Origin of the sequence: Nitratireductor sp. GISD-1A_MAKvit (genome assembly GCF_040819555.1) — a bacterium.
GTDB lineage: Bacteria > Pseudomonadota > Alphaproteobacteria > Rhizobiales > Rhizobiaceae > Nitratireductor.
Genome location: NZ_CP161920.1, coordinates 1237582 through 1261701, shown reverse-complemented (window position 1 = coordinate 1261701; position 24120 = coordinate 1237582). Strand labels below are relative to the sequence as shown.

The following is a 24120-nucleotide window of genomic DNA, read 5'->3' as shown; positions in this document are numbered from 1 at the left end:
CTGAAACACAACAGGCAACAAAAAAGCCCGGCGCGATGCCGGGCTTTTTCGTCGACCTCAACCGAGATCAGATCGAGAAGTATTTCTTGCGCGCCTCGACGAAAGCACCGTCCGTGCCTTCCGTGCGGGTGCGCAGGATGTTGAGCGACTCGATGAAGCTCTCGGTCGTCTTCTTCGTCAGCGCGTCACCGGAATCTCGCAGCTCGCCGAGGATCTCGGCCGCGGCCTTCGCACCAGCCTCGACGATATCGTCGGGGAACTGGCGCACATTGACGCCGTGCTCATCGACGAGGGTCTTCAGGGCACGCGGGTCATTGGCGTAGAAATCCGAGGCCACCTGATCATATTCCGCCTGACAGACATCCTTGACGATCGCCTGCAGATCGGAGGACAGCTCCTGATACTTGGACTTGTTGACCACCAGCTCGGTAGCCAGTCCCGGTTCCACAAAGCTCGGGAAGTAGTAATTCTTGGCAACCTGGTAGAAACCGAGCGCCAGGTCGTTGTAGGGACCGACGAACTCGGCCGCATCAAGCGTGCCCGACTGAAGCGCCTGGAAGATTTCGCCGGCAGCCATGTTGGTCACCGTGGCGCCAAGCTTCTCCCATACCCGGCCACCAAGGCCCGGTGTGCGGAAGCGCAGTCCCTTTACGGAATCGAGACCCGTCAGCTCCTCGCGGAACCAGCCACCGGCCTGCGTGCCCGTATCGCCGGACAGGAAGCCCTGAACGCCGAACTGGTCGTAGATCTCGTCCCAGATCTCCTGCCCGCCCATATAGCGGACCCAAGCCGCCATTTCACGCGAGGTCATGCCGTAGGGCACACCGGTGAAGAAGGACAGGGCCGGGCTCTTGTTCTGCCAGTAATAAGCCGCACCGTGGCTCATCTCGGCCGAACCGTCGATCACGGCGTCAAGCGACTGCAGCGGCGGAACGAGTTCACCCGCGGAATAGACCTGCACGGTCAGCCGACCGTCCGAAGCTGCCGTGATGCGATCTGCAAGCCGCTGGGCGCCAACACCCAGACCCGGAAAATTCTTCGGCCACGTGGTGACCATGCGCCAGGTCTGGTTGCCCTGCGCGATCGCAGGCGTGGCTAACGCGGTAGCACCCGCCCCGGCACCGGCCAGGCCCGCTTTCATGAGGAAAGAACGACGATCCATGAATACCTCCCAAAAGAACATCATGCGAAAAAAAGGGCCGCGGAACGGCCTCTTCGACTCTTCTACAGCGCCATAGTCAACAACCTACGGCACCGCTAAGATCTATCAATACACGCACAAGCATAACTGTCTAGGCGACAATCCACGCGAGAAGCGCATTTTGGCGCCGGCCCCTGCCCGACCGTTCCAATGTCGACTATTGGCTCACTTGAAGGCAGGCTGAAGATGCAACACAAAGCATAAGACCCGAGAATCACAAAAAAGGATCCGGGGGGAACACATTGCTGGGAGGTACGCATGGCGGGGCTCATTGGCCTTTCGCGCCTTATTGATGCTGTCAATCAATTCATTGGAAAGCAGGTCTCCTGGCTGATCCTCGTTGCGGTGCTTGTTTCGGCATACAACGCAATCGTTCGCTTCGTGGGAGATGGCCTGCCGGCCTTTCTGCCGATCCCCCGGGCATCCAACAGCCTGCTCGAGCTGCAATGGTATCTCTACGGGACCGTGTTCATGCTGGCTTCCGCCTACACGCTGCAGCGCAACGAGCACATTCGCATCGACATCGTGTCGAACATGTTCTCGAAACGCACCCGGGACTGGATCGATCTTTTCTGTCACATCGTATTTTTGCTGCCGTTCGTCTCATTGATCGTCTGGCTGAGCTGGCCCTGGTTCCAGCGGTCCTTCCTTTCGGGCGAGATCTCGGCGAATGCCAGCGGTCTCACCATCTGGCCGGCCAAATTCATGGTGCTGGCCGGCTTCATTCTTCTGACGGCACAGGCCTTCTCTGAGATCATCAAGCGTTACGCGGTTCTGCAAAACCTGATCGACGAACCGACCCCGCAGCATGATACGCACCCGGCGGCCGAAGCTGCCATCGAGATGGAGGAGAAGCGCGATGATTGACCTGATTGCGCACAATCTCGCGCCCATCATGTTCGTCACTGTCATGGCAATGCTGCTTGTCGGCTACCCGGTCGCCTTCACCCTGGCGGCGGGCGGCCTGCTGTTTTTCGTGATCGGCGTCGAACTCTCGCATATTTCGAGCGAGATCCGGCTCTTCTGGCCGCTCCTGCAGTCCCACCCCGAACGCATTTACGGGATCATGTACAATGACACCCTGCTCGCCATCCCGTTCTTCACCTTCATGGGACTGATCCTGGAGCGGTCACGGATGGCAGAGGATCTCCTCGACACGATCGGCCAGCTCTTCGGCCCAGTGCGCGGCGGGCTTGCCTATGCGGCCGTTCTCGTGGGGGCCCTGCTGGCGGCGACCACCGGTGTGGTTGCAGCTTCGGTGATCGCGATGGGGCTCATCTCTCTGCCGATCATGATGCGCTACAACTACAATCGCGGATTTGCGACCGGCACCATCGCTGCGTCGGGCACGCTCGCGCAGATCGTGCCGCCCTCTCTCGTGCTGATCGTGATGGCCGACCAGCTCGGACGATCGGTCGGTGACATGTATGTGGGTGCTCTGCTGCCGGCCCTGATCATCATTGGAGCATACTGCCTGCTCGTCTTCGCCGTGACCATTGTCAAACCGGACTGGGCTCCGGCGCTGCCGCCCGAGACCCGCACCCTTGGTGGCGGCGTCACGTCGCTGGCCTTGCTGATGGCCGCGTCGGTTGCGCTCTATTTCATCACCTATCATACGATCTTTGCGGACATGCGCGACGAGGTCCGGCTGGTCTGGGCAGCGACCGCGGCAACGGTTTTCGCGCTGGTCGTCAGTCTTGCAAATCGGCACCTCAAACTGAATATCCTGTCGCGGCTTGCCGAACAGGTCGTGATCGTGCTGATACCGCCTCTCGCGCTGATCTTCCTCGTTCTCGGAACGATTTTTCTTGGCATTGCCACACCGACCGAAGGCGGGGCGATGGGCGCGACAGGAGCGCTCGTGCTGGCACTGGTCAAGCGCCGGCTTTCGTTCTCCGTCCTGAAACAGGCACTTGATGCCACAACGAAGCTCGCCGCCTTCGTCATGTTCATTCTGATCGGCGCACGCGTCTTCGGCCTGACATTTTACGGCATCAACGGCAATGAATGGATCGAAGAGCTGCTACTGGCGCTTCCCGGCGGGGAGATCGGCTTCCTTCTGACGGTGACCGTCATCGTTTTCATTCTGGGCTGTTTTCTCGATTTCTTCGAGATTGCATTCATCATGGTTCCGCTTCTGGTGCCAGCGGCCGAAACGCTGGGCATCGATCTCATCTGGTTCGGTGTCATACTGGGCATCAATCTGCAGACTTCATTCCTGACACCGCCCTTCGGATTTTCGCTTTTCTATCTACGCTCCATTGCGCCAATGAAGGAATGGAAAGACGAGATTTCCGGACGCGTTCTGCCTGCCGTGAAGACGACTGAAATCTACAAGGGTGCGATCCCCTTCATCATCATCCAGTTCCTGATGATCATCATCGTGATTTCATTTCCAGGTCTCGTCACGCACTACAAGCAGGAGAGCACCGCCAATCCGGACGACATGGAGATCACGATCCCGTCCTTTGGCAATGAAGGCAACGGCACACCCGGTTTCGGTCTGCCAGGCGGGCTTGGCAGTTCTCCTTTTGGCTCGCCGCCCGGCAATGATGACGGCGGACAACAGGACAACGGTCTGCAATTGCCCGGCATCGGTGGGCTGCCGCCACTCGGAGCGACGCCCGATGCGGCCCCCTGAGGATGCCCCCCGGGAAGAACCGCCCCCTGCGGGACCGGACCTCAGCCAGCCACCGAGTTTCGACTGACACAAAAAACCCCGGAGCCGCGCTCCGGGGTTTTTGTTTGCGTTCGCTCCAGGAAAGGTCAGAGTTTTCCGGCGCGCTGCTGGATCATCATGAAAGTATCGAACGTGTATTCGGAGAGCTGCGCCCAAAGATAGGCATCTTTCTTGAAGGCCTGCTGGTTCTCGTAAATCTTCTTGAATGTGGGGTTCGAAGCGTTGATCTCTTCATAGGTCTCCATCGCCGCGTTGTAGCACGCTTCGAGGACTTCCTGACTGAACGGGCGAAGCTGTGCACCATCGGCCACGAGCTGGCGTAAGGCGCCGGGGTTCTTGTAGTCATAGCTTGCCATCATGTCGGCATTGGCGGAGCGGCAGGCCGCATCCAGAACAGACTGGTAGGCTGCCGGAAGTTCGTCCCACTTCTCCTTGTTGAACATGGCGTTCAAGACAGGACCGCCTTCCCACCAGCCCGGATAGTAATAATATTTGGCGACCTTGTTGAAACCGAGCTTCTGATCGTCATAAGGACCAACCCACTCCGTGGCGTCGATCGTGCCCTTCTCCAGAGCCGGATAGATGTCACCACCGGCGATCTGCTGCGGGACGACACCGAGCTTCTCGATGATCTTTCCACCCATGCCCCCGATGCGCATCTTCAGACCCTTGAGGTCTTCAACCGTGTTGATCTCCTTGCGGAACCAGCCACCCATCTGTGCACCGGTATTGCCGCAGGGAAGCGTATGAAGCCCCTGGGTGTGATAGAACTCGTTCATCAGCTCATTGCCACCGCCGTAATAGAACCAGGCGTTCTGCTGACGGTAGTTCAGCCCGAAGGGAATGGCGGTGCCCAACGCGTAGGTGGGATCCTTGCCCCAGTAGTAATATGAGGCCGTGTGCGCCATCTCGACAGTGCCGGCGGCGGCGGCATCTGCCGCCTGCAGGCCGGGCACGATTTCGCCAGCGGCAAAGACCTGAATCTCGAAATTGCCGTCAGTGGCCCCTTTCACGAGGTCGGCCATGGTTTCAGCGGCGCCATAGATCGTGTCCAGCGCCTTCGGAAACGAAGACGTGCAACGCCAGGTGATCTTGGGCAGCGCCTGGGCGATCGCGGGTGTGGCGAGAGCGGAGGCGCCAACGACACCTGTTCCTGCCATACCCGCCTTCTTCATGAAGGTTCTGCGGTCCATCTATTCTCCTCCCATTCTGGAGCCGTTTGCCGGGGTCCCCTTGACTCCCGGCGTCCTGCCAGCTTCGCCACCCGCGTGTGATTTCTTTTTTCTGGGTGGTTCAAACCATTGGTATCAATGCATGCAGCGCGCCCCAAGTCCAGCGCCCAGCCGCCATCTGCGACCAATGTCGAAGGCCCAACGAATTCATCCATCTGCCCATTGGAATGGACGGCAGAATGTCTACATTGACCCGAAACAACGACCGCCAAATTACGGGTTTCCGGATGCGCACCCCACTGATCGCCGTTTCGACGGATACCAAGGATTTCGAGAATTACACCTGGCACGCGACCCCCCAGCCCTATCTGGATGCGGCGGTGAATACAGCCGGCGTTCTGCCGGTTCTCGTTCCCGCCCTCGGCGAACGGCTGGATCTGGAAGGTCTTCTTGATACGGTGGACGGTGTTCTTGTCACGGGCTCGAAATCAAACGTTTATCCCGAGCTTTATGGTGGCGAAGCCACCGAGGAAAACGGTCCCTACGACCACGCACGCGATGCCACCACACTGCCTTTAATCCGCAAGGCCATCGAAAATGGAGTGCCGCTTCTGGCAATCTGCCGCGGGATACAGGAACTGAATGTCGCGCTTGGCGGCACGCTGGCCACGGAAATCCATGAACGCGAAGGTGCCTTTGACCATCGCGGACCAGAGAACATGGGGCATGATGCCCGCTTCGCGATCCGCCAGACCGTGAAGATTGCTCCGGAGGGTTGCCTTTCACGCATGTTCGAAAGCGGCGAGGTCAAGGTCAACTCGGTCCACCGGCAGGGTGTGGACCGGCCCTGCTCCCCAACTCCAGATCGAGGCGAAAGCCGATGACGGGACGGTGGAGGCGGTTTCCGTACGGGATGCGCCCGGTTTTGCTGTCGGCGTGCAGTGGCACCCCGAATACTGGGCCGCGACGGATGATGCCTCGGCGCGTATCTTCAGGGCATTCGGAGAGGCGGTGCGCAGCCATGCCAGGGCTCGAAACCGCTCCGGGATCGCCGCGCAATAACTCAGTCGGGACGGTACATGCTCAGTATCGGCGTTTTCGGCCTCAGGGACTCATAAGTCAGGCCGTCACCGGCGAAGAACTCCATGATCGTTTCCCCGCTCTGCGAAACAAAGGCGACCGTGCCGTCGGCCCTCTCTTCCCAAATCCGGGCTTCCGCGAGATCTGGAACGAGGAGAGTGCAGTCGGGCCCCAGCGTGAGTTCCGCGCGTTCGTCTGCAGGCGCGTGGCGCACCTTGCAGAGGTGCTCCGAACCGATCCGCGTCAGGATGAATTCTGCGCCGGAAACGTCCTGCTCCGATTGATTTGCCTCAGGGGGTGTCACCGTGTCTTCAGCCTTCTGGAAGTTCGGGAAATACCCGACCGTTCCCACAAGGAGCAAGGCGAGCGCACCTGGCACAAGCAGCTTCATCGTACCCCGGTCTCCCTTTATCACGAGGATTCCTCCTCAAAACCGGAGCTTCAAACACCTGTGGTTAAGCAATCGTTAAAAATTACAACTCAGGCGTTAATTTTCTTCACAACCGGTCGCTGGCTGGCAGTCGGGGCTCAAGATGCGCTGCTTCCGGCACCGGGGTGATGGCTTTTGCCTGCGCAAACCACGCAATAAGATTGTCTGTCACGAGCTCAGCCATTGCCTTCCGGGTTGCGACCGATGCAGAGCCTACATGCGGAAGAAGCGAAACGTTCCGAAGGTCGAGAAGAGCGTCTGGCACGTGCGGCTCGTTCGCGAATACATCCAGACCGGCAGCAAGAATGGTGCCGTTCTCCAGGGCGCTGACAAGCGCCTCTTCGTCCACCGTGCTGCCACGGCCGATATTCACAAACACGCCATCCGGACCGAGTGCCTCCAGCACCTCGGCATTGATCGCCCTGTTTGTGGCCGCGCCACCTGGTGCGACGCAGATGAGAGTGTCGACAGCCGAAGCAAGCCCTTGAAGCGTGTCGAAATAGGCGTAGGGACAGTTCTCGACGGGCCGGCGATTGTGGTAGGAGATCGGCAGACCGAAGGCAGCCAGACGCTGGGCGATAGCCTGCCCGATTCGCCCCATTCCGAAGATTCCAACCGTTCTTCCGCGCAGCGAAGCGCGAGAAAACGGATACGCGCCTTCACGCACCCAGCGCCCTTCGCGCAACCACTGTTCTGCACGAGGAAGCTCGCGCACCGTGTTGAGAAGAAGCCCGACGGCTGTGTCAGCCACTTCATCGGTCAGGACATCGGGCGTGTTGGTCACCATCACACCGCGTCTTACGGCATGGGCTGCGTCCACGGCATCATACCCAACCCCGAAATTGGCGATGATCTCGAGATTGGGAAACGCATCGATAAAGGCCGCATCGACTTCGGTCATTGCAGCCATGCCCCGCACTTTCCCGGCCATCTCTTCTGTAACAAGGGCGGGGTCGGCCCGGTCGATCACGATGAGCTTGAAACGCCCCTCGATGCGCTCAATCGCGTGGGGATGAAGGCGCCCCGGCACAAGGATGGCAATGCTGCTTAGATCAGACAAGCTCTTCTCTCCCCAAAAGAACCGAACGTAAGGCGAAAACGGGATGCGGTCAGCGCTCGACAGGCTTGCTGGTTGACTGCCGCACGTGCAATTCAGGCTTGATCAGTTCCTGCGCCGGGTTGACCTCAGCGCCATTCAACCTGTCAAGCAACACGCGCGCTGCCCGACGCCCCACATCCCTCTGGCCATTCCAGACCGTGGTGAGCGCCGGAGTGGCGATGGCCGCTTCCTCAAGATCGTCATAGCCGGTTACCGAAATGTCGACACCCGGCACGAGCCCGGCGCGGGCAATGCCGTTCATGAGACCGATGGCAACCAGGTCGTTCCAGCACACCGCGGCAGTGGGCTTGTCCTTGAGCGCCAGAAATGCACCGGCAATTTCGAACCCCGCCTGTTTCGTGCGTGGGCCGGGGAAACGCCATTGCGGCTTGATGTCCAGCCCGGCTTTTTTCATCGCATCGACGTAGCCCTGATACCGGTCGCGTCCGGTCGAGGTCTGATCCGTACCACCGATCATCGCTATGCGGGTATGGCCAAGCGATATGAGATGATTTGTGGCAAGCCCCGTTCCATAGGCATCGTCTCCACGAAAAACCGGAACCCTTGCCCCCTCCACGGAGCGCGCGATCAGCACCGTGGGCAAACCGTTTTCCTCCACAAGGCGGATATCCTGTGGCGGCGTGCCGATGGCCGGTGACATGATCACCCCGTCTGCTCCGAGCTGTAGCAGCGTGTCGATGAAGGTGCGCTGTTTTTCCAGCTGGTCGTAATGGTTCGACAGGAGGAACGTCTGACGCGACCGATCAAGCTCGCTTTCGATCGACCGCAGAATTTCGGCGAAAAACGGGTTCATGATGTCGTGCACCACGACCCCGATAATGCCGGAGCGGGAAGTCCGCAGACTGGCAGCGCGCCGATTGTAGATATAACCGATCTCGCGCGCGTGCTCCTTGATGCGCTGGCGTGTCGCATCAGCCACAAGTGGACTGTCGCGCAACGCCAGCGAGACGGTAGCAGTGGAAACACCAAGTGCTTCAGCTATCGTGGAAAGCTTGATTTTTTGTGCCAGCCTGTATCCCCCAATCGCACAAAACCTCCGTTCCAGAGGAACGGACGCCAAAAGCCAGTCCGCCCACCAGCACGACGAGCGTACCTGTGGCTCCACCCAGCCTAAACTGTTTAAGACTGATTACGCCAGGGACGGCGGGAAGGTCAATCGCATGGCATGCCGACGGGCAGGCTTTGGCTCATGAATACAGGTGGCGTTTTGGGAAATCCGAAAAAGGGGAAACGAGCGATCAGTTCTGTATTTCGACGCTCTCGTCACCATCAAGCTCGATGACACTCGACCCGTTGAGGTTGGCCTCGACCCGGGAGAGCAGATGGACCAGAACCCTGTGCTCTTTCTTGTCAAAGCCCTTCAAGGCGGTTTTCTCGGCCTTGCGGACTGATTTCTCGATATACCGAATGGCCTGCTCGCCTTCTTCGGTTAAAAAAACATATGCACGACGTCCATCTTCTTCCGATAATCGTTTTACCAGAAACCCCTGATTGGCAAGCCGATTAATTGTCTTGGTGATTGTTGGCGGCCTTACGCCCAATAAGGCGGCAAGTTGGCTGGGCGTCTGCCCATTTTCCACCGATAAAGCCAGCATGATCTTGTCCTGGCCGGCATATAGTCCGTGTTCCAGAAGCCGCTCCGCCAGAGCGGTGCGTGAAAGCCGGGCGGCCGATTGCAACAACCCAATCGTCGCGCCTCTTGCAGCTTTGGCCATAAAACTCCCCTTTAGACATCTTCAACAATAAGATAGAACGCCCCGCGCACAAAATAGCTCTGATGGAGCTCTTTGCAACCAGAGATTGACCGTGTTTAAACAATTAAGCATACTCTACTTTCGCATAAGAGCTTTGCTGGCTGGTTTTCCCGGCTTCTTCCGGGGCAAATGATGAAGAGACATGCCGATATGTCGACACCAGCAAAAGCAATCGCCGTTCTGCCGATTGGAGCAACCGAACAACACGGGCCTCACCTGCCTGCGGAAACCGACTGGATCATCGCGCAAGGCATTGTAGAAGCAGCGCAAAAGGCGCTTCCGGACGGGCTTCTGATCAAAACTCTTCCGGTCGAGAAAACCGGATATTCGATCGAGCATTCCGATTCTGCGAAGACCAGATCGCTGGCCTTTGACGAAGCGGCGCATCGCTGGATCGACATCGGCGCGGCACAATACAATGCCGGCTTTCGAAAACTGGTGATATTGAACGCCCATGGCGGAAACTCGCCATTACTGACCATCGTGACAACGGAATTGCGGGTTCGATTCGGCATGCTGGCTGCTGCGACCAGCTGGACACGATTCGGCTATCCGGCGGACATCGTCTCTGCGGAAGAACGCGCTCTGGGCATTCATGGAGGTTTCATCGAAACCTCGGTTATGCTTGCTTTGCGTCCCGACCTGGTGAACATGGAAAAAGCCCGGGACTTTCACTCTGCCCAGGCCGAATTTCAGCGCGATTTCACTCATTTGCGGGCTTACGGCCCGCATGCCTTCGGCTGGATGATGCGGGACCTTTCTCCCGAGGGCGTGGTGGGCAACGCGGCTGCAGCAAGTGCGGAGGCCGGAAAGCGCATACTCGATCACAGCGTCGCAGGGTTCGTCGACTTCCTCGCAGACGTGGATCGGTTCGATCTCGCCCATTTCGGGGCATGACGGTGCAATCGGCAATGCAGAACCTTATATAGTCGAGAAACCTTTCAAGTTATGCGAGCAACGATGACCGACACGCAGAACGACACAGCCAGCCAGGCCACGCCCAGCCAGATCCCCGTAACCGTGCTGACGGGCTATCTCGGCTCCGGCAAGACCACGCTACTGAACCGTATCCTCACGGAAGACCACGGCAAGCGTTATGCGGTGATCGTCAACGAGTTTGGCGAGATCGGCATCGACAACGATCTGATCGTGGAATCCGACGAGGAAATCTACGAAATGAACAATGGCTGCGTGTGCTGCACGGTGCGCGGCGATCTGGTGCGCGTGGTCGAGGGTCTGACCCGGCGTTCGGGCCGGTTTGACGCCATCGTGGTGGAAACCACGGGACTGGCCGACCCCGCCCCCGTGGCGCAGACCTTCTTCATGGACGACGATGTGCGCGCCAAGACGCGGCTCGATGCCGTGGTGGCACTGGTCGACGCCAAGCACCTGCCGCTGCGCCTGAAGGATTCCAACGAAGCCGAAGATCAGATCGCCTTCGCAGATGTCGTGATCGTCAACAAGACCGACCTCGTGACGCCGGAAGAACTTGCCGCCGTGGAAGCGACGATCCGCGCGATCAACCCTATGGCCCGCATTCACCGCGCCGAGCGCGCCGGCGTTTCGCTGAGCGAGATCCTGGACCGTGGCGCATTCGATCTGAAGCGCGTGCTCGACAATGATCCGCATTTCCTCGACCACGACGATCCGGACCATGTGTGCGGCCCCGACTGCGACCACGATCATCATCACCATGACCACGATCATCACGGACACGGCCACCACCACGGCGAAGCATCTCCCATTCATGATGCGGGCGTGAAGTCGCTTTCCCTGCGCGCGGGCGAGATGGACCCGAAGAAGTTTCTCCCCTGGCTGGAGAAGACCACGCAGATCGACGGGCCCAACATTCTGCGCCTCAAAGGCATCATCGCCTTTGCGGATGATCCGGACCGTTTCGTGGTACAGGGCGTGCACATGATCGTTGAAGGCGACCATCAGCGCCCCTGGCGCGACGATGAGACACGCGAAACGCGGCTCGTCTTCATTGGCAGGGAACTCGATGTCGAGCGCCTGCAACGCACTTTTGAAGCCTGCCAGGCCTGACGCATGCCCACAGTCGCACCGCTCGATCTTGAAAGCTATTGCATCGCCACCGCGTGGCTGAACCACATTCCGCATTTCGCGCTCGCCGACGGTGTCGTGCATCGTCTCGACAATGGCCACGAATGGACAGAGGTTCATGACGGGCTTCTGACAGCCTGCCCCGACGCCGGTCAGGACCGTCTCATCACGGGTGGTGAAGATGGCCGCGTGTGTGCCCTTGCAACAGATGGAACGGTACAAACGCTGGCCGAGATCGGCCGCAAATGGGTGACCAGCGTTGCAGCCGGCCCCGCAGGGCGCGGTCGGCTTCGCGGTCGGACGCAATGCCTATGTACGGTTTGCCGACGGCAAACAGCGCGAATTCCAGCATCCGCGCTCGATAGAGGGCATAGCCTTTGCGCCGAAGGGAATGCGGCTTGCGGTTGCCCGCTACAATGGCGCGACGCTGCATTTTCCGGCAACCGATGGCAACCCAACGGAGCTGGAATGGGCGGGCGCGCACACGGGCATCACCTTCTCGCCAGATGGGAAGTTCCTTGTCACCACCATGCAGGAAAACGCTCTGCATGGCTGGAAACTCGCCGACGGCAAACACATGCGCATGGCCGGCTATCCGGGAAAGGTGAAGAGCTTTTCGTGGAGCGCAAAGGGCAAGTGGCTCGCCACGTCCGGGGCGCCTGCCGCGATTGTCTGGCCCTTCCAGGCCAAGGACGGCCCGATGGGCAAAGCTCCTCTGGAGATTGGCACACGCGGCGACACGATGGTGACGCAGGTTTGCTGCCATCCGACGGAAGAGATCGCTGCAATAGGATATGGCGACGGCATGATCCTGGCCGGGCGCTTCGCGGACCAGAAAGAGGTGTTGCTGCGCCGGCAGGGCAAGGGCGCGATCACCGCCATGGCCTGGGATGATGATGGTCGCCGCCTTGCCTTTGGCTCGGAGAGCGGTGAAAGCGGAGTGGTGGACATCGCGGGTTGAATTTCACGTCCTGTGCGGCAGACTTTGCTTGCAGTGCGCATTGCGTCCTGTAGCTTTCTCAGCTGACTGGAAGCATGGGGGAGCGAGCGGTGAATAACAAGCGCACAGCGCAGGAGAGGCCTGCCCGGCTTGAACTCACCCCCGCGACCTATCGCCATCTTCTGAAAACGGCGCATCGCCACGCATCGCACCTGATCGAAGCGGAAGATCTGGTGCAGGAAACGCTGATCGCCGCGCTGACTGCCGGCAACCGGCCATGCGTGGAGAGCCGCGCCTGGCTGCAGGGCGTCATGCGGAACGTGGCAGCGACGAAACGGCGTTCCGCCTATCGCCGGACGAAACGCGAGAACGCCGCACAGTTTGTCGTTCCCTCAGACGACAGCGAAATCCCGACGGCGTTCCTCGCCAGCCTGCCAAGGAGCCAGAGAATTGTCGCGCTCCTCGCTCTCGGTGGTCATACACGCAGCGAAATCCGGCACCTTCTGCGCATTTCCGATGCAAGCCTGCGTCAACGCATCGCCGGTCTGCGCCAGCGTTGGCGTAATGCCCCGCCCGATGCCGCTCCCCTTCCCGGAAAGCTGCTGGCGGGCACGCTTGCCTTCGGAACGATCCGGAAGAGCCTTCTTCCGCTGACCGGTCGCAACAGTGCATTCCTTGCAAGCCACGATCCGGACGGAAATCTCTTCGCGATAGGTTTTTCTCATCCCGAAGCTCACAAACCGGGTTCCTGCGGCAATCAGGAAGCAGAACCAAAACTGTAACATCAGGAGACATACATGCTTTCCAACGTCCGCATCGGCACCATCTGCTACTACGTCAACGACATAGACCGCACGGAAGCGTTTTACCGCGATGTGATCGGGCTGAATGTCCAGAGGATGGAAGGCGACGAGGGGACTGGCGACTGGCTGCTTGCCAGCATCGAAAACGATATCGAACTCATCTTCTTCAAGATGGAGTCGCGCCCCGGGAACACGCCCATTGTGGTGTTTGATCTAGCCGAAGGCGGCATCGATACCGTTGTGGAGGGCCTTGCCGAGAAAGGCGCGACCATCGTGACGCCCGTCAGCCATGCTCCCGGCGGCTGGTCGGCCGAATTTGCCGATCCGGACGGCCATGTCCTTTCCCTGTACCAGTCGGAAGAGCGTCCGCGCAGAAGCGCGTAATAGCTACCGCACCAGCACCGCTCGCAGATCGTTGACATTCGTGCCGGTTGGTCCCGGCACGAACAGATCGCCCAGAGCATCAAACGCGGCCCAGGCGTCATGGGCGGCAAGCAATGCCTTCGGGTCGTGGCCCGCAGCGCGCAGCCGCGCAACGGTGCCGTGATCGGCAAACGCACCGGCATTGTTTTCCGAGCCATCGATTCCGTCGGTATCGGCTGCGAAAGCCGAAATCCCCGGCACGCTTTCAATGCCGAGCGCAAGTGCCAGAAGAAACTCCGAATTGCGTCCACCACGCCCTGCGTTCGGACCAAGCGTCACGGTGGTTTCGCCACCTGAGAGCAAAACGACCGGCTTTGTGAAAGGGCGGTCGCGCAACGCCACTTCGCGGGCGACAGCCGCATGAACACCGCCCACCTCGCGTGCCTCGCCCTCGATCGCATCCGACAGGATCATCGCTCGCACACCTTGCGCTTCGGCAGCAGCGGCAGCAGCCTCCAGCGAGCGGGCAGCCGAGGCGATGACATGAACCTCATGGCCTGAAAAACGTGGATCATCCGGCTCTGGCGCATCTGCCGCCGGCGAAGCGAGATGCCGCATCACCGCATCGGGCAGGTGCACGCCATAGGCTTCGATAACGGCGAGTGCGTCGGCGCGACCTGCCCTATCGGGAACGGTCGGACCGGATGAAACAAGCGCAGGCTCGTCGCCGGGAACGTCTGAAACGATCAGCGAGACGACGCGCGCGGGATGGGCCGCAAGGGCAAGCCTGCCGCTCTTGATTGCGGAAATATGCTTGCGAACCGTGTTCATCGCCGAGATCGGCGCGCCGGACGCCAGAAGCGCCTCGTTGACAGCGATCTCGTCGGCCAGCGTGAGAGCGCCTGCGGGCGCGGGCAGCAGCGCCGAGCCGCCGCCGCAGACAAGCGCGATCACCAGATCATCCGGGCCGAGCCCGGTCACGCTGTCCATGAGACGCTTTGCGCCAGAAAGGCCGGCTTCATCCGGCACCGGGTGCGCCGCCTCCAGAACCTCGATCATGCGGGTTGGCGCGCCATAGCCATAACGGGTGACAACCACGCCTTCCAGAGGCCCGTCCCAGACATCTTCGAGCGCCGCCGCCATCTGCGCAGCTCCCTTGCCAGCCCCGACCACGATGGTGCGGCCCTTCGGCTTTTCCGGCAGGAATGCGCGAATGGTTTCAGCCGGGTTGGCGGCGGCGACGGCAGCGTCGAACAGTGTTGTGAAAAACGCCTTCGGATCGATGCTGCCGGTCAAACGCGCCCCCTGAATTTACCCCCGAGAATCTACAAGGCGCTTTTGGCAGCCTCTCCTGCCACATAGGTTTCCACGATGGCGCGGTCGTCGGCAAGCGTCTGGAGCACGAAAAGCTCCTCCGCCAATGTTTCCACACGTTCCATGCGCAGTGCCATGACCGGCGTTGCGCATGCGTTCAGAACCACGATATCGGCGTCCGTACCGGGTTCCAGCGTGCCCACGCGCTCCGAAAGGGACAGCGCCTCGGCATTGCCGCGCGTGATCTGCCAGAAGGAGGTGAGCGGGTTCAGCTTCTCGCCATTGAGCGCGATGACCTTGTAGCCCTCATCCATGGTGCGCAGCATGGAGTAATTGGTGCCGCCGCCCACATCTGTTGCGGAGGCGAGCCGCAGCGGCTTCTCGCGCCTGCGATAGCGCTGATAGTCGAACAGGCCAGAGCCGAGGAAGAGATTGGACGTGGGGCAGAACACGGCGACGGAGCCCGTCTCTGACAGCACATCCGCCTCGCGCTCGGAAAGATGAATGCAGTGGCCGAGCAGCGCCTTGGGGCCAAGCAGGCCGTAGTGCTCGTAGATGCCGGTGTAGTCGGGCGCGTCTGGATAAAGGTCCAGCGTGAAGGCGATCTCGTCGTGATTTTCAGACAGATGCGTCTGCATATGCAGGTCGAGGAATTCGCGCATCAGTGCTGCGGCCATCTCCATCTGCTCGGGGCTGGAGGTGATGGCGAAACGCGGCGTGACGGCATAGTTGAGCCGGCCCCCTGCCGTGCCATTCGCCGATCAGCGCCTTCGTGTCGTCATAGGACGATTGCGGCGTGTCGGTGAGGGCTGCCGGCGCGTTGCGGTCCATCATCACCTTGCCGCCCACAACGCACAGATTGCGCGCCAGCGCCTCGCTGAAAAACGCCTGCGCACTTTCCCTGTGCACGGAGCAATAGGCGGCGACCGTGGTCGTGCCGTTTCGCACCAGTTCATCGAAGAACAGCCGGGCGATGTGACGGCCATGCTGGATGTCGGAGAACCTGATTTCTTCGGGGAAGGTGTAGTTGTTCAGCCAGTCCAGAAGCTCGGCGCCATAGCTCGCAATCACCTGCATCTGCGGGAAATGTGCATGCGCATCGATGAAACCCGGCAGGATGAGATGCGGGCGATGGTCCACAACCGCGTGCCCCGCTTCGGCTTCGGCTGCGACCTGGGCAAAGCTGCCGGATGCGAGGATGACGCCATTCTCGACCAGAACCGCGCCGTCCTCTTCGAAGAGACAGGCCTCATGATCGTCGATGCTCCGCGGCTCGGCTTTGAACGACAGGAGCCGTCCGCGAATGAGTTTCTGTGCCATAGGCTAGCGGGCCTCTTCGAACCAGGTAACGATCAGTCGCCGCTCCTCTTCCGTGATGCCCGAAACATTGCCGGGCGGCATGGCGTGGCTGCGACCTGCCTGCAGATAGATTTCGCGTGCATGCTCGGCAATGGAGGCGTCGGTTTCGAGCACAACATTTTTCGGCGGGAAGGGAACGCCCTCATAGCCCGGTTCGGCCGCGTGGCACATGGCGCAACGCCCCATCACCGTGTCACGCACCGCCGGGAAATGCGCGGACGACACAAAGGTCTGTCCGGTCGCCGACAGTTTCGTCTCGCCCGTCAGAACCTGCGGCACGGTGGAGAGCCACATGATGACGATGAAGAGAACGCCGGCCAGCCCCCACGTCCAGTGCGGGGTGCCCTTGCGGGCGTGCACGGTGTTGAAATAGTGGCGGATCAGCACGCCGATGATGAAGATGAGCGATGCGATGACCCAGTTGAATTTTGTGCCGAAGGCCAGCGGATAATGGTTCGACAGCATGAGGAAGACGACGGGTAGCGTCAGGTAGTTGTTGTGCAGCGAGCGCTGCTTGGCCTGCAGGCCAAGTTTCGGGTCGGGTGTGCGTCCTGCCTTCAGATCGGCCACCACGATCTTCTGGTTGGGGATGATGATCAGAAAGACATTCGCGGTCATGATCGTCGCAGTGAACGCGCCCAGATGCAGAAAGGCCGCACGGCCGGTGAAAAGCTGCGTATAGCCCCACGCCATCACCACCAGGATCACATAAAGCACCAGCATCAGCGTGGTGTCGTTTTTGCCGAGCGGCGATTTGCACAGGAGGTCGTAGAGCAGCCAGCCGAGGCCGATGGAGGCGAGGGAAATGAAAATGCCGCCCCAGGCCGGCACATCAAGCACGTTGCGATCGATCAGATAGAGATCCGCACCCGCATAATAGACGATGGCGAGCAGTGCGAAGCCGGAGAGCCAGGTGGAGTAGGACTCCCATTTGAACCAGGTCAGATGCTCGGGCATGGAGGCCGGCGCCACCATGTATTTCTGGATGTGGTAGAAGCCGCCGCCATGGACCTGCCATTCCTCGCCATGCACCCCCTCGGGGAGACCCGGCCGCTTCACCAACCCCAGATCCAGCGCGATGAAATAGAAGGACGAGCCAATCCAGGCGATGGCCGTGACCACATGCAGCCAGCGCACGCCAAAAGACAGCCAGTCCCACAAAACCGCGTATTCGTTCATGCCAGTTTCCTCAACTCCACCGGGCGCAGGGTGACGGAACCCGATATAAACGGAAAGCGGATAAGATCACGATGACTTTCAAAAAAATCTGGAAAATAATGCACGCGAAAACTCTGGGGGCAGTGCATGGCCTATCTCGACAATATCGCTGTTTTTGTCCGCGTGGTGGAGCTCGGCAATCTGTCATCTGCGGGACGCGACATGCGGCTTTCGCCGGCCGTTGCCTCGAACCGGGTAAAGGAGCTTGAAAAACATCTGGGCGTACGCCTTTTCAACCGCACCACCCGGCAGCTGACACCAACGGAACAGGGCCGCGTTTTCTATGAAGGCGCGCGCAAGGTGCTCGAAGCGGTTGCGGAGGCCGAAGCTTCGGTGGCCGACCTTTCCGGCCAGCCGCGCGGCACGATCCGCGTCACCGCGCCGCTTGGTATCGGCAAGCGGCTGATCGCCAGCGGAATCCCCGAATTCCGCGACAGATATCCCGAAATCGAGGTTCGCCTTCGGCTTTCCGACCATGAGGTCGACATGATGCGCGAGGGCATCGACGTGGCATTCAAGCTCGGCATTCTGGAGAATTCATCCTTTCGCATGCGCGGCATCATGGATTGTGCGCGCGTGCTGGCGGCAGCGCCCGAATATCTCAGGCGACGTGGCGAACCGACAACGCCCGAAGCGCTGATCGAAGACCGGCATGACTGCCTGATGCTGCGCTTTCCCGGAGCGCGCGAACATTTCTGGGTGTTGCAGACGCCGGAGGGTGCGCGGAAATTCGAGGTTGGCGGTCCGTTCGATTCCGACGATGGGGACGTCATCACCGACTGGGCACTGGCCGGGCGCGGCATCGTCAACAAACCCCGATTTGAGATCGAACCATTTCTACGCGATGGAAGGCTCAAGGTGGTTCTGCCCGACACACCGCCCGTGCCGGTGAAGCTCGCCGCGCTCTACCCGCACAAGAAGTTTCAGGATCCCAAAGTGCGGCTTCTGGTCGATTTCATGGCAAGCCGCTGCCAGAAGATGATCGGCGAGACCCTGGCAGAGCAATAACGGTCAGCCTGCACGCAGACTTTCAAGGCCACGCTGGACAAGCTCGCGCATGAGCCGCTGATAGGGTACTCCACGCTTCTTCGCTTCCGCCTTCACCGCGTCAAGCTGGCTTTGCGGCATGCGCATGTTGACCCTCGCCGCTTTGTTCTCAAACTCGAACCCTGCTGGCTTGAATGCCTCAAAATCCAGATCTGACAGATCCTGATCGAGGAAGTTTTCCGCATCCTTATCGGTTTTCAACTTGGGAACGCTGCGTTTCATAGCGTTTCACCTCCCTGGCATGCATGTAGCGCGCGGTGATCGGACGAGTAAGACGCTTCCCGTCTACCATGCGAAAAGTCACGCCGATGAACATGGGACGGCCCTGCTGGTTCCGTCCGATAACGATGTAGCGGTCTTCGAGCCCGGAATGCACGGGGTCAGGCGCAATCAGCGGGTCATGAAGAAGCGCATGTTCGATCTCGTCCTTTGAGACACCATGCTTTGCGCATTTCGGCCAATTGCCATTGTCCCAGTCAAAGCCCGCGATCTACATTCAACAAACATGTAAGTTTGTACACACAAATGTCAACATTGTGACGGCAAAGCCGTCAGTATCTCCGCAGCCGCCATGGCTGCGATGACGGCGGGACGTTTGTCCTGAACAGCATTGCCTCCGATGGGTGTGACGAGCTTGGAGAAACGGTGTTCGTCACCGCCGTTTTTCAGATACCAGCTCTTGAAAGTGGCACGCTTGGTCTTGGAACCGATCATGCCGACATAGGCCGCGTCATCGCGTGACAGCGCCTCGGCAACCAGCAGGAAATCGAGCGCATGATCGTGGGTCAGAACCACGAAAGCCGTTCCGGCCGGGGCTTCACGCACCGCCTCCTCCGGCAGGGCCAGTAGGCGCGTTTTTACATTGTCCGGGAAATCCTCCAGCGCCTCCTGGCGGGTCTCGACCACCAGAACACGCACAGGCAAAGGCGCGAGCGCTGAAGCCAGCGCATGGCCGACATGGCCGCCGCCGAAGAGGATCACCTGCGAAAATGAAGCCGCCTCTTCGTCAGCACGTTTCAAGAGCGCGCTGCGCTCAACACGGTCTGCAATGCGAATGTCCAGAGCGACGTGCCCGCCGCAGCACTGGCCGATTTCAGGGCCTAGCGGAATGTCGAGGCTTCCGTTTGCGAGATTGTCCGAGATGAGTTCACGCGCCTTGGCGATCGCCAGAAACTCCAGCTGGCCGCCACCGATGGTTCCGAAAATGGCTTCAGGCGAAACCAGCATCCACGCGCCCTCTTCACGCGGGGTAGAGCCTCTCGCCTCCCGTACTTCGACGATCGCAGTGGCGGGTGAGGCTTCCAGAAACGCCGTGAGGCCGGAGGTTGAACGGTTCATCTGTGAGGCCATTTCAATGGGTTCTGCCCCTACCGCGTCCCTTCCGCCCGGACCCGCTCCACCGCCATCAGCACACGCTCTGGCGTGGCCGGTGCGTCGAGGCGTGGGCAGACCCTGTGATCTGCAACGCTCGCCACCGCATCGGACAGCGCGTGCAGCACACACATGGCGAGCATGAAGGGCGGCTCACCCACGGCCTTGGAACGGTGCACCGTCGGTTCGGCGTTTTCCGCCCAGTCGGCCAAAGCCACGTTGAACACTTTCGGGCGGTCGGAGGCGAGCGGAATCTTGTAAGTGGACGGCGCATGGGTTCGAAGGCGCCCCTTGCCATCCCAGACGAGTTCTTCGGTCGTCAGCCAGCCCATGCCCTGAATGAAACCGCCCTCGATCTGTCCGATGTCGATGGCGCGGTTCAGCGAACGGCCCGTCTCGTGCAGAATATCGACACGCTCGACCATATATTCGCCGGTCAACGTGTCGACGGACACCTCGGCACAGGCCGCGCCATAGGCGAAGTAATAGAAGGGATGGCCCTGCCCCTTGTCGCGGTCCCAGTGGATTTTCGGCGTCTTGTAAAAGCCGGCGGCCGAAAGCTGGATGCGAGCCAAGTAGGCCTCGCGGATAAGCTCGGCGAAAGGAATCTCCTGATTGCCGATGCGCACGCGGCCCGGCAGGAACACCACCTGATCCTTCGGAACATCATGGGCTTCGGACGCAAAGTCGATCAGCCGGTTTTTGATCTGGCGGGCGGCATCCTGCGCGGCCATGCCGTTCAGATCGGACCCCGACGAGGCCGCCGTTGCGGAGGTGTTGGGCACCTTGCCGGTGGTCGTGGCGGTGATCTTCACCTGATCGATGTCGATCTGGAATTCCTCGGCCACCACCTGCGCCACCTTGGTGTAGAGCCCCTGACCCATTTCGGTGCCGCCATGGTTGAGATGCACGGAGCCATCCGTATAGACATGCACCAACGCGCCGGCCCTGGTTGAAATGGGTTGCGGTGAAGGAGATGCCGAACTTGACCGGCGTCAGCGCCAGACCGCGCTTGATGACCGGGCTTTTTGCATTGAAGGAAGCGATTTCTCGCCGGCGGGCGGTATAACCGCTGCTTTCCTCCAGTTCCGTGATGATCCGTTCTGCGACATTGTCCTCCACCCTCTGGTGATAGGGCGTGACGTTGCGGTCGTCCGTGCCGTAGAGATTTTTCCTGCGGATTTCGAGCGGGTCTTTACCCAGAGCGAAAGCCACCTCATCGATGATGCGCTCCGCCCCCACCATGCCCTGCGGCCCACCGAAACCGCGAAACGCCGTGTTGGACACGGTGTTGGTGTAGAGCGGGCGCGAGACTGCGCGGGCAGCGGGATAGAAATAGGTGTTGTCGCAGTGAAAGAGCGCCCGGTCGGTCACCGCACCGGAGAGGTCGGCCGCATAGCCGCAGCGCGCGGCATAGGTGAAGTCGACCCCGAGAATGTTTCCCTCGTCATCGAAGCCCACCTCGTAGTCGATCAGGAAATCGTGACGCTTGCCGGTCGCCGTCATGTCGTCGTCGCGGTCGGGACGCAACTTGACGGGACGGTTGAGCTTCTTTGCGGCGATCGCCGAGACAACGGCAAACAGATTGGCCTGTGTCTCCTTGCCGCCGAACCCGCCACCCATGCGCCGCACCTCGATGGTGACGGCGTGGGAAGAAACGCCCAGCGCGTGCGCCACCATGTGCTGCACTTCGCTCGGGTGCTGAGTGGAGGAAAAGACGGTGACGTCGCCATCCTCGCCCGGCATGGCAAAGGCGATCTGGCCTTCGAGGTAGAAATGGTCCTGTCCGCCGACCCGCATCTGCCCCTTGATGGAATGCGGCGCGGCGGCGATTGCCGCGGCACTGTCGCCGCGTTCAAGCTTCAGCGGTGCGGTGACGAGGCGGGCATCGGCGCCCGCGTCGGCGATGTCGATCAGCGCGGGTTCTTCCGCATACTCGACCTTCGCAAGACGGCAGGCACGGCGGGCGGCTTCGCGCGTTTTGGCAATCACGGCAAAGATTGGCTGGCCGAAGAACTGCACCCTTTCGTTCGTAAAAATGGGTTCGTCGTGCAACCCGGTGGGGCTGATGTCGTTTTCGCCGGGAATGTCGTCCGCCGTCAGAACGGCGACCACACCGGGCGCAGCACGCACCTTCGAGAGGTCCATGCTCGTGATCGTGCCATGCGCGACCTCGGAAAGACCGAGACAGGCATGCAGCGTGCCCGCCGGTTCGGGCATGTCGTCGATATAGACGGCTTCGCCGCTGACATGCTTGTGCGCGGAATCGTGTTTTTGATCACTGGCGACACCGCCGGCGATCCTCGCCTTTCCGGGATCAAGCGTTTCGTGCCGTGTCATGATCAGGCCGCCTCATATCTGGAGAGGCTTGCCGGGTTGCCCATGCTTTCAACGTAGAAGCGGCGCAGCAGGTTCTTCGCCGCCATCATGCGATAATCGGCGGAGGCACGCATGTCGCTGATCGGCTGGAAATCTTTCTCATAGGCCGAAAGTGCTGCCTCGACCGTTTCCTCAGTCCACGCCTTTCCGACAAGCGCTGCCTCGACAGCTTTTGCGCGTTTCGGCGTCGCAGCCATGCCGCCATAGGCGATGCGGGCGGCCTCAACCCGGCCATCGGCGATCGTGAGATCGAACGCGCCGAGAACCGCCGTGATGTCTTCATCCCGACGCTTGGAAATTTTCCACACCGCGAAACGGGAGGCCGCATCGGGCACCGGCACATGCACCGCCTCGACGAATTCGCCGGGCGCACGATTCTGTTTGCCATAGTCGATGAAGAAATCTTCCAGCGGAATGGTGCGGCGCGCGCTGCCCTTGCGCAGCGTAAGGGTTGCGCCAAGGGCGATCAGCGGAGGAGGCGTGTCGCCGATGGGCGAGCCATTGGCGATGTTGCCGCCAATCGTACCCATATTGCGCACCTGCTCGCCGCCAATGCGGTCGATCAGTGCGCCCAGCGCGGGAATGCGTTTCGCCAGAAATGAGAATGCATCGGAATAGCTGACGCCAGCGCCAATGTGGATCGCGCCATTTTCTTCGTGGATATCGCGCAATTCATCGAGCCCCCCAATGAACACCACAGGCGCGATCTCACGCATGAACTTCGTGACCCACAACCCCACATCCGTGGCACCGGCGACGACAGTGGCGTCGGGCTCGCTTTCGAGAATCGTGGCGAAATCGTCGACATCGGTCGGGATGACCAGGCGGTCCCTGCCGGAACCGATCTCCACCCTCGCCCCATCCTTCATCTGATTGAGCGCGGCGATGACCGCAGCGCGTTCCGTGGCCAGCGGATCCGATACCGCATCACCATAGGTGGAGACCGACAAAGCGGCGCGCACAATGGGTTCGTAACCCGTACAGCGGCAGAGATTGCCCTGCAGAGCCTTTTCGACGGCTCTCTCGGAAGGTTTCGGCTCGCGCATCCAGAGCGCATAGAGCGACATGACAAAGCCCGGCGTACAGAAACCGCATTGCGAACCGTGATGGTCGACAAGCGCCTGCTGCACCGGGTGCAGGCTGCCATCGGCGCGCTTCAGATGCTCCACAGTCACCACGTGACAGGCATCGAGCGAACCCAGAAAGCGGATGCAGGCATTGATGCTCTCATAAACGAGTTCGCCATTGCGCAGCCGCCCCACAAGAACGGTGCAGGCGCCGCAATCGCCTTCCGCGCAGCCTTCCTTGGTGCCTGTCAGGCGCTGGCGCTGGCGCAGATAATCGAGAAGGGTTTCGTCAGGGCGCACATCGGCTGGCGTCACCGGCGTGCCGTTTAGCAGGAAGCGGATTTCAGAACGCGCGCCCATCAGCTTCCCCTGTAGGTGGAATAGCCATAGGGCGAGACAAGAAGTGGCACATGGTAATGCGCGGTTTCAGCCATGCCGAAGCGGATCGGCACCTGGTCGAGAAAGGGCCGGGGCAGGCAGATCGAGGCCCTGCGCACGCAGATAGGCGCCAGCCTCGAACACCAGCTCATAGAAGCCGGTACGAAAAGCCTCCCCTTCAAGCAGCGGCGCGTCGCAACGGCCATCGCTGTTGGTCGTGACGGTTTTCACATGAACCCGCGCCTCGCCTTCCAGACGATAAAGCGCGATCTCCAGCCCTCCCGCCGGTTTTCCGCTGGCGGTGTCCAGCACATGGGTCGTCAGACGGCCCTCACCCGCATTGCTCATGCGGCCTCCCTTTGAATTCGCTCAAGCCACTT

Annotated in this window: 19 protein-coding genes and 5 pseudogenes; 9 read left to right on the top strand and 15 right to left on the bottom strand. The window is 60.4% G+C overall.

What is annotated here, in order from left to right:
- Nucleotides 1–67: 67 nt before the first annotated feature.
- The gene (locus tag AB2N04_RS07350) at nt 68–1162 is read right to left on the bottom strand and encodes a TRAP transporter substrate-binding protein (RefSeq protein ID WP_367718001.1); all 1095 of its coding nucleotides are present in this window, start codon (nt 1160–1162) and stop codon (nt 68–70) included.
- A gap of 297 nt (nt 1163–1459) precedes the next feature.
- Between AB2N04_RS07350 and AB2N04_RS07345 the strand changes: the two genes are divergently transcribed.
- Together AB2N04_RS07345 and AB2N04_RS07340 are read left to right on the top strand one after the other, a co-directional pair.
- The gene (locus AB2N04_RS07345; protein WP_367717999.1) at nt 1460–2068 is read left to right on the top strand and encodes a TRAP transporter small permease subunit; all 609 of its coding nucleotides are present in this window, start codon (nt 1460–1462) and stop codon (nt 2066–2068) included.
- Entirely contained in the window at nt 2061–3842 is a 1782-nt protein-coding gene (locus AB2N04_RS07340) for a TRAP transporter large permease subunit (protein ID WP_367717997.1), read from the top strand. Before AB2N04_RS07345 ends, AB2N04_RS07340 begins: the two co-directional genes overlap by 8 nt.
- Nucleotides 3843–3967: 125 nt before the next feature.
- On the opposite strand, the gene AB2N04_RS07335 is transcribed toward AB2N04_RS07340, so the two are convergent.
- Nucleotides 3968–5074, bottom strand: a complete 1107-nt coding sequence (locus tag AB2N04_RS07335; protein ID WP_367717996.1) for a TRAP transporter substrate-binding protein — start codon at nt 5072–5074, stop codon at nt 3968–3970.
- A gap of 266 nt (nt 5075–5340) precedes the next feature.
- Between AB2N04_RS07335 and AB2N04_RS07330 the strand changes: the two are divergent.
- A pseudogene (locus AB2N04_RS07330) lies at nt 5341–6115 on the top strand (gamma-glutamyl-gamma-aminobutyrate hydrolase family protein).
- Between the two features lies 1 nt (nt 6116).
- On the opposite strand, the gene AB2N04_RS07325 reads toward AB2N04_RS07330, so the two are convergent.
- The 4 genes from AB2N04_RS07325 to AB2N04_RS07310 form a co-directional block, all read right to left on the bottom strand.
- On the bottom strand, nt 6117–6524 hold the full coding sequence (locus AB2N04_RS07325) for a hypothetical protein (protein ID WP_367717994.1): 408 nt from the start codon (nt 6522–6524) through the stop codon (nt 6117–6119).
- 106 nt (nt 6525–6630) lie between these two features.
- Nucleotides 6631–7623, bottom strand: coding sequence for a 2-hydroxyacid dehydrogenase (locus AB2N04_RS07320; protein WP_367717992.1), 993 nt, complete (start codon nt 7621–7623; stop codon nt 6631–6633).
- A 49-nt stretch (nt 7624–7672) separates the two neighbouring features.
- Nucleotides 7673–8692 carry a LacI family DNA-binding transcriptional regulator gene (locus AB2N04_RS07315; RefSeq protein ID WP_367718761.1) on the bottom strand — a complete coding sequence of 340 codons (1020 nt, stop codon included), beginning with the start codon at nt 8690–8692 and terminating at the stop codon, nt 7673–7675.
- 229 nt (nt 8693–8921) lie between these two features.
- Nucleotides 8922–9398, bottom strand: a complete 477-nt coding sequence (locus AB2N04_RS07310; RefSeq protein ID WP_367717990.1) for a MarR family winged helix-turn-helix transcriptional regulator — start codon at nt 9396–9398, stop codon at nt 8922–8924.
- Between the two features lie 189 nt (nt 9399–9587).
- Here AB2N04_RS07310 and AB2N04_RS07305 point away from each other — a divergent pair, with 189 nt between their 5' ends.
- The 5 genes and pseudogenes from AB2N04_RS07305 to AB2N04_RS07285 all read left to right on the top strand — a co-directional run bounded on the left by AB2N04_RS07305 (nt 9588) and on the right by AB2N04_RS07285 (nt 13628).
- Entirely contained in the window at nt 9588–10334 is a 747-nt protein-coding gene (locus AB2N04_RS07305; protein WP_367717989.1) for a creatininase family protein, read from the top strand.
- A 63-nt stretch (nt 10335–10397) separates the two neighbouring features.
- Nucleotides 10398–11483: a GTP-binding protein gene (locus AB2N04_RS07300; protein WP_367717987.1), complete on the top strand. Its 1086-nt coding sequence runs from the start codon at nt 10398–10400 to the stop codon at nt 11481–11483.
- Between the two features lie 3 nt (nt 11484–11486).
- A pseudogene (locus AB2N04_RS07295) lies at nt 11487–12462 on the top strand (WD40 repeat domain-containing protein).
- A gap of 89 nt (nt 12463–12551) precedes the next feature.
- A complete protein-coding gene (locus tag AB2N04_RS07290) occupies nt 12552–13223 on the top strand; it encodes an RNA polymerase sigma factor (RefSeq protein ID WP_367717986.1) in 672 nt (223 codons plus the stop codon).
- A 15-nt stretch (nt 13224–13238) separates the two neighbouring features.
- Nucleotides 13239–13628, top strand: coding sequence for a VOC family protein (locus tag AB2N04_RS07285; RefSeq protein ID WP_367717984.1), 390 nt, complete (start codon nt 13239–13241; stop codon nt 13626–13628).
- 3 nt (nt 13629–13631) lie between these two features.
- Here AB2N04_RS07285 and AB2N04_RS07280 read toward each other — a convergent pair whose 3' ends face one another.
- The 3 genes and pseudogenes from AB2N04_RS07280 to AB2N04_RS07270 all read right to left on the bottom strand — a co-directional run bounded on the left by AB2N04_RS07280 (nt 13632) and on the right by AB2N04_RS07270 (nt 17459).
- Nucleotides 13632–14903, bottom strand: coding sequence for a glycerate kinase (locus tag AB2N04_RS07280; RefSeq protein ID WP_367717983.1), 1272 nt, complete (start codon nt 14901–14903; stop codon nt 13632–13634).
- 29 nt (nt 14904–14932) lie between these two features.
- Nucleotides 14933–16241 (bottom strand): annotated as a pseudogene (gene guaD / locus AB2N04_RS07275) (guanine deaminase).
- A 3-nt stretch (nt 16242–16244) separates the two neighbouring features.
- Entirely contained in the window at nt 16245–17459 is a 1215-nt protein-coding gene (locus tag AB2N04_RS07270; RefSeq protein WP_367717981.1) for a urate hydroxylase PuuD, read from the bottom strand.
- Between the two features lie 126 nt (nt 17460–17585).
- Between AB2N04_RS07270 and AB2N04_RS07265 the strand changes: the two genes are divergently transcribed.
- Nucleotides 17586–18506, top strand: a complete 921-nt coding sequence (locus tag AB2N04_RS07265; RefSeq protein ID WP_367717980.1) for a LysR substrate-binding domain-containing protein — start codon at nt 17586–17588, stop codon at nt 18504–18506.
- A gap of 3 nt (nt 18507–18509) precedes the next feature.
- On the opposite strand, the gene AB2N04_RS07260 is transcribed toward AB2N04_RS07265, so the two are convergent.
- From AB2N04_RS07260 to uraH, 6 genes and pseudogenes are all read right to left on the bottom strand, one after another.
- Entirely contained in the window at nt 18510–18767 is a 258-nt protein-coding gene (locus AB2N04_RS07260) for a CopG family antitoxin (protein ID WP_367717978.1), read from the bottom strand.
- Nucleotides 18733–19035 carry a BrnT family toxin gene (locus AB2N04_RS07255; protein WP_367718760.1) on the bottom strand — a complete coding sequence of 101 codons (303 nt, stop codon included), beginning with the start codon at nt 19033–19035 and terminating at the stop codon, nt 18733–18735. Before AB2N04_RS07255 ends, AB2N04_RS07260 begins: the two co-directional genes overlap by 35 nt.
- 38 nt (nt 19036–19073) lie before the next feature.
- Nucleotides 19074–19883 (bottom strand): xanthine dehydrogenase accessory protein XdhC, encoded by an 810-nt coding sequence (xdhC, locus tag AB2N04_RS07250; protein ID WP_367717977.1) that lies wholly within the window; start codon nt 19881–19883, stop codon nt 19074–19076.
- A gap of 29 nt (nt 19884–19912) precedes the next feature.
- A pseudogene (gene xdhB / locus AB2N04_RS07245) lies at nt 19913–22256 on the bottom strand (xanthine dehydrogenase molybdopterin binding subunit).
- Nucleotides 22257–22258: 2 nt separating this feature from the next.
- A complete protein-coding gene (xdhA, locus tag AB2N04_RS07240) occupies nt 22259–23722 on the bottom strand; it encodes a xanthine dehydrogenase small subunit (RefSeq protein ID WP_367717976.1) in 1464 nt (487 codons plus the stop codon).
- Nucleotides 23722–24088: pseudogene (gene uraH, locus AB2N04_RS07235) on the bottom strand (hydroxyisourate hydrolase). Before uraH ends, xdhA begins: the two are co-directional and overlap by 1 nt.
- Nucleotides 24089–24120: the final 32 nt, after the last annotated feature.

Coding starts and splice junctions, on each gene's coding strand:
- AB2N04_RS07350 (WP_367718001.1), bottom strand. CDS start 1,162: ATGGATCGTCGTTCTTTCCTCATGAAAGCGGGCCTGGCCGGTGCCGGG.
- AB2N04_RS07345 (WP_367717999.1), top strand. CDS start 1,460: ATGGCGGGGCTCATTGGCCTTTCGCGCCTTATTGATGCTGTCAATCAA.
- AB2N04_RS07340 (WP_367717997.1), top strand. CDS start 2,061: ATGATTGACCTGATTGCGCACAATCTCGCGCCCATCATGTTCGTCACT.
- AB2N04_RS07335 (WP_367717996.1), bottom strand. CDS start 5,074: ATGGACCGCAGAACCTTCATGAAGAAGGCGGGTATGGCAGGAACAGGT.
- AB2N04_RS07325 (WP_367717994.1), bottom strand. CDS start 6,524: ATGAAGCTGCTTGTGCCAGGTGCGCTCGCCTTGCTCCTTGTGGGAACG.
- AB2N04_RS07310 (WP_367717990.1), bottom strand. CDS start 9,398: ATGGCCAAAGCTGCAAGAGGCGCGACGATTGGGTTGTTGCAATCGGCC.
- AB2N04_RS07305 (WP_367717989.1), top strand. CDS start 9,588: ATGTCGACACCAGCAAAAGCAATCGCCGTTCTGCCGATTGGAGCAACC.
- AB2N04_RS07300 (WP_367717987.1), top strand. CDS start 10,398: ATGACCGACACGCAGAACGACACAGCCAGCCAGGCCACGCCCAGCCAG.
- AB2N04_RS07285 (WP_367717984.1), top strand. CDS start 13,239: ATGCTTTCCAACGTCCGCATCGGCACCATCTGCTACTACGTCAACGAC.
- AB2N04_RS07270 (WP_367717981.1), bottom strand. CDS start 17,459: ATGAACGAATACGCGGTTTTGTGGGACTGGCTGTCTTTTGGCGTGCGC.
- AB2N04_RS07265 (WP_367717980.1), top strand. CDS start 17,586: ATGGCCTATCTCGACAATATCGCTGTTTTTGTCCGCGTGGTGGAGCTC.
- AB2N04_RS07260 (WP_367717978.1), bottom strand. CDS start 18,767: ATGAAACGCAGCGTTCCCAAGTTGAAAACCGATAAGGATGCGGAAAAC.
- xdhC (WP_367717977.1), bottom strand. CDS start 19,883: ATGAACCGTTCAACCTCCGGCCTCACGGCGTTTCTGGAAGCCTCACCC.
- xdhA (WP_367717976.1), bottom strand. CDS start 23,722: ATGGGCGCGCGTTCTGAAATCCGCTTCCTGCTAAACGGCACGCCGGTG.